We start from the raw sequence: 9967 nt of genomic DNA, 5'->3' as shown, positions 1-9967 counted from the left end.
CTCCTCTACCGCTCGGCGCTGTCGTCGCTTTCGGTGGCGCGCGCGACCTCGCTCGACAGCGCGCTGATCGCCTATCTCGAGGCGCTCTGCCTGCGCGGCTACTTCTATCTCTACGGTGCGCGGCGCTCCTTGAGGACGCGCATCGGCGACTTCTTCCTGCACGACTGGCCGGCGGCGATCCGCGATCTGTGGCGCGAGGTGTGGACATCGGGCGCCCTCACCGTGATCGGCGCGATCGCGGGCTATTGGCTGGTCGCCTCCGACAAGCGCTGGTACGACGCCATCATCACGCCGAGCTTGGCGGGCGGGCGCAACCCGGATTCTTCCGCCGAGGTGCTGCGCAGCGTGCTTTACGGCGGCGGCGATCACTTCCTCTCAGGCTTTGCCGCCTATCTCTTCACCCACAACACACAGGTCTCGATCCTGGCCTTCGCGCTGGGTTTCGCCTTCGCGGTGCCGAGCGTGCTGATCATCCTGATGAATGGCTGCATGCTCGGCGCCATTTTCCAGATCTATGCCGCCAAGGGCCTGGGCTTCGAGCTCGGCGGCTGGCTTTCGATCCATGGCACGACGGAACTGTTCGCCATCGCCATCGCGGGCGCGGCCGGGATGCGCATCGGCACCAGCATCGCCTTTCCCGGCGAGCTCACCCGTATGGCCGCCGCGGCGCGAGCCGGACGCGTGGCGGCGACCGCCATGATCGGCGTCACGGTGATGCTGCTTTTCGCCGGATTGCTGGAAGGCATCGGAAGGCAGACGATCACCAGCGACATCGTCCGCTATTCGATCGGCGGCGGCATGCTCGCCTTATGGATCTGTTATTTCTACCTGTTCCGGATGGTGCGGCATGGCGACCGCTAGGACAGCGAAGGTCAAGAACCCGGCGGCATTGATCCGCCCGCTTGTCACGCCGGAGGGCGTCGACCTGCGCGTGAAACTGGCGGATGCCGGCACCCGGGCTTCCGGTTTCCTGCTCGACGTGGTGATCATCGTCGTGGCGGCGGTCGTGGTCAGCCTCGTCGCGCTGTTTGGCCTTGGCGGGCTTGGCGTGCAGGATGCCGAGCCGCTGTTCATCGTCTGGATCATCTTCATCTTCTTCCTGCGCAACGTCTATTTCATCGCTTTCGAGGCAGGTCGGCGGGCAGCCACACCGGGCAAGCGCATGGTGGGCGTCAGGGTCGCCTCGCGCAGCGGCGCGGGCCTCACGCTGGACCAGCTCATCGCACGCAACCTGATGCGCGAGATCGAGGTGTTCCTGCCGCTTTCGATCCTCGCCGCGCGCGCCAGCGCCGATGTCGCCGACACGCTATCGACCATCTTCGGCCTGGTGTGGGCGTTGCTGTTCTCGCTGTTCCCGCTGTTCAACCGCGACCGGCTGAGGATCGGCGACCTGCTCGCCGGCACCTGGGTGGTCGAGGCGCCGAAAGTGGCGCTGGTCGAGGACCTGTCGCTGCGCAAGGACCCGGTTGCCGCCCGCTTCCAGTTCAGCCCCGCGCAACTCGACGCCTATGGCATCGCCGAGCTGCAGAAGCTGGAAGAAGTGCTGCGCCGCGACGATCATTCGGCGCTCAAGGCGGTGGCGGAGACCATAGCCCGCAAGATCGGCGCCAGGGTCGAGCCGATCGATTCGAAGGCCTTCCTCACCGCCTATTACGGCGAGCTCCGCGCGTATCTGGAACGCAAGCTGCTGCTTGGGAACCGCAAGGCGGATAAGTATGCGCGGTAGGCCGCAGACTTGGACAGAGCCAGCACATGAAGCATTGCTTCCTGAACATAGTGGGCGAAAGAGTTTTCGTAATTCCTATGGTCACCACGCGCGATGGCTGGGAGATGTTTGCCGGTCCCGTCATCCTCGTTGGCGAGCTACCTTCGATCTCGGACAAAGACATAGGGGCATCGACACTGAGCGCGATCCGCGCTCATGTCAGTGGTGTGCCCGACGAGATTGTAGATAAAGTTCTCCTCAACAGATCGGCCTCGCGTTTTGGGTTCAGGTCATACAATTCCTTCCTTTGGAAATCCCGGCAGATGTCGGTCGACCAACAGGGAGAGGATAAATTCAAACTTATCCCCTATGCCAAGGTAACAGAGAAAGTGCCGTGCCGCTGGACACGATCTTGTATTCAACAGGTACGCCCGGCGATCTGGGACGCGCTGTTCGAGATTGCATTGAACTGTGTCGCTAATGATCCCCTATGTCGCATGCGCGAGGGCAACGACGTGAAGGTTAGGGTCAGCAAAGCAGAAGAAGCCAGAATTGACCGCGTCATTCAGGCGGCAGTCTCCGGATCGTGGGAAGAATTTGCAGAACTCACAGATGAACCGTTTCCAAACGACGCATCGATGAGGGAGCAATTCGAAGATTCAGCTCCCCGACTTCAGCGGGCCGGAGGAACTTGGGAAATGACCTCCGGCATTGGTATCGTGCCTGAGGATGGGACGCGCGTGATCACGGTCATGATCAAAGCACTGCCCACCGTGGATATCGTCCTGACGCTGCACAGCACGAGCGAGAAGGATGACAGCGCCATCAGCATCTGGACGTTTTTTCAGCAGTTGAATTGGGACGATTAGGCCTTCGCTCTACCCACCCACTTCTCATAGTCCGACACCAGAAGGTGCAGCGGCGCGACGTCCTCGTCGATGTTGGAGAAGCGGCCGATCGGGTCGCGGAAAACGTTGTCGGTGAGGTCGTCATTGACGGTCGAGACCTCGCCGATCAGCACGTCCTTGCCCTCGGCCCAGAAGGCGTGCCAGACACCGGGCAGCAGCGTGACGCTCTGGCCGGGATCGAGCTTCAGGAGCCCGCCGGCCGGCAATCTGGTGATGGTGCCGTCGACCGGCACTGACACTTCGGCCTTCGGGTCGATGCCGCCGTCGCGGTCGTGCATGAATAGCTCCAGCACCAGCTTGCCGCCGCCGCGGTTGATGATGTCCTCGGCCTTGATGTTGTGGCGGTGCATCGGCGAGAGCTGGTCCTTGCGCGAGATCATGATCTTTTCGGCATAGAGCATCCCCATGCCGAGCTTCATGTCCTCGTAGCGGCCGTTGCGCACGGTGAACAGGAACAGGCCAAGCTCGTCGAACTTCTCCTGGCCGTAGTCGGTGATGTCCCAGCCGAGGCGTGAGGTGAAGATGGCGGAAGAATCGGCCTTGTGCGCCTTCATCTCTTCCGGCGACCAATAGGCGAAGGGCGGCATGATATAGCCGAAGGAGCGGATGAAGGCGTCGGCTTCGCGGATGATGTCGTTGATCTTGGAGCGCTTCATGGTGGTTGTCCTCCGGCCGATGCCTTGCTGAAATCTGCCCATCCGAATAGCCCAATGCCGGTCGGCTGTCGACGCAAACCCGCTGTTCTGGCCCCGTGACATCCAGCCGGATCGGGACCATAAACCCAGCCGGACTTTTCGATTTTGCGCATGTCTTTATCCCGAAACCGGATCCCGCTCTCGGGAGACATGCTTTGAATGGTGACTTTCATGCCAAGCATAGACGACCTCGACACGCCGGCGATCCTGATCGATGCGGCCCGCGCCGAAGCCAACATCAAAAAGGCGCAGGCGCATGCCGACGCCCATGGATTGAAGCTGCGGCCGCACATCAAGACGCACAAGCTACCCTACTGGGCGAAGAAGCAGGTGGCGGCCGGCGCCGTCGGCATCACCTGCCAGAAGATCGGCGAGGCCGAAGTGATGGCCGATGCGGGGCTCGAGGATATTTTCCTGCCCTACAACATCCTTGGCCGCGCCAAGCTGGAACGGCTGAAGGCGCTGCATGGCCACGTCACGCTCTCGGTGACGGCGGACAGCCATGAGACGCTGGAAGGGCTAGCCGCCACCTTCACCGATGCCGGCCATCCGCTGCAGGTGCTGGTCGAGTGCGACACCGGCATGGGCCGCTGCGGCGTGCAGACCCCGGCCGATGCGGTGGCGCTGGCCAAGGTCATCGACCAGGTCAAGGGCCTCGCCTTCGGTGGGCTGATGACCTATCCGGCGGCCGGCCGCGCGGCGCAAGCCGAGGCCTGGCTGAAAAGCGCGCACGACGCGCTTGCCGCGGCGGGGCTCGAATGCGTGCGCGTCTCCAGCGGCGGCACGCCGGATATGTGGCGCTCCGGCGAGAACAGCATCGTCACCGAATACCGGCCCGGCACCTACATCTACCTCGACCGCTACCAGGTCGCCAAAGGCGTCGGCACGCTGGACGACTGCGCGCTGACGGTGCTTGCCACCGTCGTCAGCCACCCGACGCCGACCCGCGCTATCCTCGACTCAGGCAGCAAGGCGCTGTCTTCCGATACGCTCGGCCTGCTGGAGTTCGGCGAGCTGCTCGGCATGCCGGGCGCCCGCGTAACGGGTTTGAGCGAAGAGCACGGCACCGTCACGCTTGCCCATGGCGCCGCCTTGGGCATCGGTGAGCGGGTGCGCGTCGTGCCCGATCATTGCTGCGTGGTGACGAATTTGTTCGACCAGGTGCATCTGATCGACGGCGACAAGGTGCTGGAAACGCTGCCGGTGGCGGCGCGAGGGAAGATGGGCTGAGCCCTACTGCCGCTCGGCCTGCCGTGCCGCCACTCTCCGCATCGCGGTCACGCGCCGCCTGAAGATCTCCGTGCGCATAGCCATCAGATGCAGGGCGAAGAACAGCACGGTGAAACCCAGCGCCATCACGGCGAGCGGCCATAGCATCGATGGGTCGACGGTCGGGCCGCCGAGGCGGAAGACCGACGCCGGCTGGTGCAGCGTGTTCCACCAGTCGACCGAAAATTTGATGATCGGGATATTGATGAAGCCGACCAGCGTGATGATGGCCGCCGCCCAGGCGGCGCGGCCGGCGTCATCCAGCGCGCGGGTCAGCGCGATGATGCCGAGATACATCAGGAAAAGCACAAAGACCGAGGTCAGCCGCGCATCCCATACCCACCAGGTGCCCCACATCGGCTTGCCCCAGATGGAGCCGGTGATCAGCGCGAGTGCTGTAAAGGTGGCGCCGATCGGGGCCGCCGATTTCAGCGCGACGTCGGCCAGCGGATGGCGCCAGACCAGCGTGCCCAGCGCCGAGATCGCCATGATCGTGTAGCACATCATTGCGAGCCAGGCGAAAGGCACGTGGATATACATGATGCGTACCGTGATGCCCTGCTGGAAATCCTCCGGCGCGGTGAAGCTCATATAGAGGCCCACGCCAAGCAGGATCACCGCGACCGCCGCCAGCCACGGAATGATCTTGTCGGCCAGCCCGACAAAGCGCGTCGGGTTGGCGAGATCGATCCAGCCGGAAAAGCGTGAAGTGGCGTCGCTCATGGCGACCTAAATAGACCCGCAGTGGGTTTGGGGCAATTGGGAGAGTGTCGCAGGCTTTCCCTTCTCCCCTTGTGGGAGAAGGTGGATCGGCGCGGAGCGCCGAGACGGATGAGGGGTGTTCCAGCGGAGTGAGACGCTGGCTTTCCCTAGAGCACTCTCATCCGTCGCCTTCGGCGACACCTTCCCCCACAAGGGGGAAGGGGGAGCTCTAGGATTACGCCGCTTCCGTCACCGGCCGGCTCAGGCGGCGGACCTCTTCGTCGTTGAGCAGGCCGCCGGCGCGCAGCAGGGCGGCGAAGCGGCCGTTGCGCAGCGACAGCTCGGTGAAGCCGCCCATCTCGACCACCTTGCCCTTGTCCATGAAGACGACGAGGTCGGCGTCGCGGACCGTGGTCAGGCGGTGGGCGATGATGAAGGTCGTGCGGTTGCGGCGCAGCTCGTCGATCGCTTCCTTGACGCGATCCTCGGTCTCGACGTCGAGCGCGCTGGTCGCCTCGTCGAGCACCAGGATCGGCGCATCCTTCAGCACGGCGCGGGCGATGGCGATACGCTGGCGCTCGCCGCCCGAAAGCTGGCCGCCGCGCTCGCCGACGACGGTGTCGTAGCCGCTGCTCTTGGCCAGGATGAAGTCCTGCGCGGCGGCCGCATTGGCCGCGGCGTGCACTTCGTCATTGCTCGCATCGGCGCGGCCGACGCGGATATTGTCCTCGATCGAGCGGTTGAGCAGGCCGGCGTCCTGGAAGACGGTGGCGATCGAGTGGCGCAGCGACTTCCGGGTCACGGTCCTGGTGTCGATGCCGTCGATCAGGATACGACCGCTGGACGGCGTGAAGACCCGCTGCAGCAGATTGATCAGCGTCGTCTTGCCGGCGCCGGTCGGGCCGACAATGGCGACCGTCTGGCCAGCCTGGACCTCGAACGAGACGTCCTCGATGCCGTGGCCCGAATTGGCGAACTCGAAGCTGACGTCCTCGAAGCGCACATGGCCGGTGACGTTGGTGAGTTCGCGCAGGCCATCCGGCTCAGTGGTCTCGGCAGCCGAGTCCTCAAGGCGGTAGAAATCCTCGAGCTTGGCGCGGGCCTCGGAAATCTGGGTGGTGAAAGCCGACATCTGGTCAAGACGGGCGATCAGCATCCCGGCAAAGCCGGCGAAGGCGACGACATCGCCGACGCGGAGCTGGCCACGGGTGACGAGATAGGCACCGATCGACAGCACGATCATCATCGAGATGGTCGACGACAGGCGGTTCAGCGCATTGGCGATCGCCCACCAGTCGAGCACAGGGTTCTGCGCGTCGAGCAGGTCCTTGACGTAACGCTTCAGCGTCGCGGTCTCGTGGCCGATGCGGTTGTAGCTCTGCAGCACGGCGACATTGCTGACGCTGTCGGAGACATGGGCAAAGACGGTGTGGTAGTGGCGCTCGACGGCGGTCTGCCCCGCCTTGGTGCGGCGCATGACGATACGGCCGATGCCGATATAGAGAATGCCGAGGCCGAGTAGCACGACGGACATGCGGATATCCATGGCAAGCGCGGTCGGCACCAACAGCACCAGCGCGATGGCCGTCGACAAATGCACGCGCATGAATTCGAGCCACAGGCTGAACAGGGTCTCGACGGCGCGCAGCAGCGTGTGCAGCGAGTTGGACGTGCCGCGCTGGTGATGCCAGGCAAGCGGCATGGTGATCACGCGCTCGAAGGACTGGCACAGCACTTCCGAGCGGCGGGCATGGGCGAACCGGTCGGCGCCGCGGGCCACCAGCACGAAGGCAATGACGTTGAAAGCACCAAGCGCGGCCCATACGGCGAGCGTCGAAAACACAGGGCCTTTCTCGGAGATGGCTCCGATCACCCTGCCCAGCAGGATTGGCTCGAGGATCGCGATCGCCGCGAGCGCGATGTTGGCGCCGCAAATCAGCGCGACGCGCTTCTTGTCGGCCGCCAGATAACCCAGCGCTCTAAAGTAGATCTGCAGAAGTGACACTTCAGCTACTCCGCCAAACTCTTGTTTGTGCTCAATGCTCGAATTGTGCACCGCACCATTTTGTGACACGTAACGGTAAACGTGTCGCGAAACAATGCGTCGTCTATCCCTTCCGTTCCGATTTAGCGAACAAAAGATGACGACGGTACGAAATCTGACGTGATCACTAACGGTTTGAGATAAAAGGTGAAATGTCAGCCTTGCGGCAAAATAGTGGCACTTGCTCTCCGCTGCCACATTTTTAATCACAGCCTGCTTGCTTAGCCTGCCCTAAAGGAAGGCCCGCGATCGCGCGCGGGAGGGACGCCAAGTAAAAAACGGCGATCGGCCGCGCACCCCGAGGGATGCGCGGCCGACAAGCCAAGTCTTTGATTTTATGCAGGTATCCTGACGACGACCTCGGTCTTGTCGCCGGCTTTCGGCTCGAAAGATGCAGATTTTTTCTTCGAACCATCGACTTCTAGCGAGATCGACTTGGTCTTTTTGTCGCGGATGACCCGAACCTTGATCTCGCCGCCGAACATCTTGAGCGTCGCGGCGTAGCCGTCCCAGTGTCCGGGCAGCTTCGGCCTAAACGTGATCTCCTTGCCGCGCCGCTCGATGCCGAGGATGCCTTCCACCGCCGCGCGGTAAAGCCAGCCGGCCGAGCCCGTGTACCAGGTCCAGCCGCCGCGGCCGCCCTTGCCTTCGCCGGCATAGATGTCGGCGGCCACGACATAGGGCTCGACGCGGTAATGCTCGGCCGCCGCCTCGTCCGAGGCGTGGTTGACCGGGTTCAGCATCGAGAAGCAGCGATAGGCCTCGTCGGTGCGGCCCATTTCGGCCAGCGCGATCACGAACCAGGTGGCGGCGTGGGTGTACTGGCCGCCATTCTCACGCACGCCCGGCGGGTAGCTCTTGATGTAGCCGGGGTCCTTCTCGCTTTTCGAGAAGGCCGGCGTGAACAGCTTGACGATCTTGAGCTCGTCATCGACCAGCATGTTGGTCGCCTGCTCCATGGCCGTCGTCGAGCGGGCCGGGTCGCCCTCGCCCGACAGCACGCTCCAGGACTGGGCGATGGAGTCGATCTTGCACTCGTCCGAATTGTGCGAGCCGAGCGGCGCGCCGTTGTCGAAACTGCCGCGCCGGTACCACTGGCCGTCCCAGGCGGTGCTTTCCAGGGCCCGCTTCAGCACGTCGGCGTGCTTCAGCCAGGCCTGCGCCCGCTTGGTGTCGCCCTGCCCCTTGGCGACAGGGGCAAAGTCGGTGAGCGTCTTCAGCAGGAACCAGCCCAGCCACACGCTCTCGCCCTTGCCGCCCTCGCCGACACGGTTCATGCCGTCATTCCAGTCGCCGCCGAGGATGAGCGGCAGGCCGGCGGGGCTGCTGCGCTTGATCGCAAGATCGAGCGCCCGGGCGCAATGGTCGTATAGCGAAGCGGTGTTCTTGGTGATCTCGGGCGTGAAGAAGGCGTCATGCTCGCCTTCGCCGAGTTGCTGCCCGTCGATGAAGGGCAACTGTTCCTTGAGGATCGCGGCGTCGCCGGTCACCTCGATGTAGCGCGCCGTCGCATGCGCCAGCCAGACGACGTCGTCCGAGATCATGGTGCGCACGCCGGCATCGGTGCGCGGCAGCCACCAGTGCTGCACGTCGCCTTCCGGGAACTGCCGGCGCGCCGCATTGAGGATCTGGTCGCGCGCCAGCTTCGGATCGTGCGCCAGAAGCGCCAGCGTATCCTGCAATTGGTCGCGGAAGCCGAAGGCGCCGCTCGCCTGGTAGAAGGCCGAGCGCGCGCGGATGCGGCAGGCCAGGCTCTGGTAGGGCAGCCAGTGGTTGACCATGGCGTTCATCGCCTCGTCCGGCGTCTCGACCTGGATGGTGTCGAGGAAGCCGCGCCAGGCCTTTTCATTGTCGGCCAGGCGCTGGTCGAAATCCTTGCCGCGATGGGTCTGCACCAGCGCGCTTGCCTCGGCGGGCGTGGCCGCGTCGCCGAGCAGCCAGGACAGCGTGACGTCGCCGCCGGCGGGGATGTCGATATCGCTGGCGACGCCCGCGCAAGGGTCATCGCCCGCCTCGATGCGCCCGGAGAGCGCAAGCCCGCCCAGCACGGCCTGAGGGTACTCCGTCGTGCCGTGCCTGCCGATGAATTCGGAGCGGTCGGCGGTCACCGAATGGATCGGATGACTTGCTCCCAGGAAGGCGACGCGCTCGCCGAAGTCGAGGCCGTAGGGGTTCTGCGCCAGCATGGCCCCTGTTGCCGTGTCCCGCGCGGGCACGATGGTCGCCGCCGTGCGCGAGCGATGGCCGCCCAGCACCCATTCGGCATACGCATAGACGCGCAGCCGCGCCGGCACCGATCCGGAATTCTGGATTCGCAACCGGCTGATCTTCACCGGATCGACGGGATCCACCACCTGTGTCAGGTCCATCGACAACGGGCCGCGCTTGGAGCGGAAGGTCGAAAAGCCCTGGCCGTGCCAGGTCTCATAGGTCATCGACGGATCGCGGACCGTCGCCGCCATCGGCGAGAACGCCTTGCCGCTGGCATGGTCGAAGACATAGAAGCCCTCGCCCGGCCGGTTCGACACCGGATCGTTCGACCATGGCGTCAGTTGGTAGTCGCGGCTGTTGCGGCTCCAGGTGAAGCCTGCGCCTTCGGCCGAGACGTGGAAGCCGAAGGAGGCGTTGGAGATGACGTTGATCC

The 9967-nt window shown here is 64.1% G+C and carries 7 protein-coding genes and 1 pseudogene; 4 read left to right on the top strand and 4 right to left on the bottom strand.

The features are described 5' to 3' along the window. From EOA27_RS09350 to EOA27_RS09340, 3 genes are all read left to right on the top strand, one after another. Positions 1-861, top strand: an 861-nt coding sequence (locus EOA27_RS09350) for a stage II sporulation protein M (protein WP_145970300.1), incomplete at its 5' end; no start/stop codon positions are given. Continuing rightward, positions 848-1726, top strand: coding sequence for an RDD family protein (locus EOA27_RS09345; RefSeq protein WP_126083076.1), 879 nt, complete (start codon positions 848-850; stop codon positions 1724-1726). The genes EOA27_RS09350 and EOA27_RS09345, both read left to right, overlap by 14 nt. 77 nt (positions 1727-1803) lie before the next feature. Further along, complete coding sequence (locus EOA27_RS09340) at positions 1804-2574, top strand: hypothetical protein (protein WP_145970299.1); 771 nt, start codon at positions 1804-1806, stop codon at positions 2572-2574. Here EOA27_RS09340 and EOA27_RS09335 read toward each other — a convergent pair. Beyond that, positions 2571-3269, bottom strand: a complete 699-nt coding sequence (locus tag EOA27_RS09335) for a D-lyxose/D-mannose family sugar isomerase (protein ID WP_126083079.1) — start codon at positions 3267-3269, stop codon at positions 2571-2573. The genes EOA27_RS09340 and EOA27_RS09335 overlap by 4 nt on opposite strands. A gap of 210 nt (positions 3270-3479) precedes the next feature. Here EOA27_RS09335 and EOA27_RS09330 point away from each other — a divergent pair, with 210 nt between their 5' ends. Then, a complete protein-coding gene (locus EOA27_RS09330) occupies positions 3480-4538 on the top strand; it encodes a D-TA family PLP-dependent enzyme (protein WP_126083080.1) in 1059 nt (352 codons plus the stop codon). A 3-nt stretch (positions 4539-4541) separates the two neighbouring features. Here EOA27_RS09330 and EOA27_RS09325 read toward each other — a convergent pair whose 3' ends face one another. The 3 genes and pseudogenes from EOA27_RS09325 to EOA27_RS09315 form a co-directional block, all read right to left on the bottom strand. Further along, positions 4542-5300 (bottom strand): heme ABC transporter permease, encoded by a 759-nt coding sequence (locus EOA27_RS09325; RefSeq protein ID WP_126083081.1) that lies wholly within the window; start codon positions 5298-5300, stop codon positions 4542-4544. Between the two features lie 214 nt (positions 5301-5514). After that, positions 5515-7284: a glucan ABC transporter ATP-binding protein/ permease gene (locus EOA27_RS09320; protein ID WP_126083082.1), complete on the bottom strand. Its 1770-nt coding sequence runs from the start codon at positions 7282-7284 to the stop codon at positions 5515-5517. Between the two features lie 374 nt (positions 7285-7658). Further along, positions 7659-9967, bottom strand: a pseudogene (locus tag EOA27_RS09315) (protein ndvB); the annotation flags it as partial.

Source organism: Mesorhizobium sp. M2A.F.Ca.ET.037.01.1.1 (assembly GCF_003998075.1).
Classification (GTDB): domain Bacteria; phylum Pseudomonadota; class Alphaproteobacteria; order Rhizobiales; family Rhizobiaceae; genus Mesorhizobium.
Note: the sequence above shows the minus strand (reverse complement) of the source record. Positions and strands in the feature narration are given on the sequence as shown.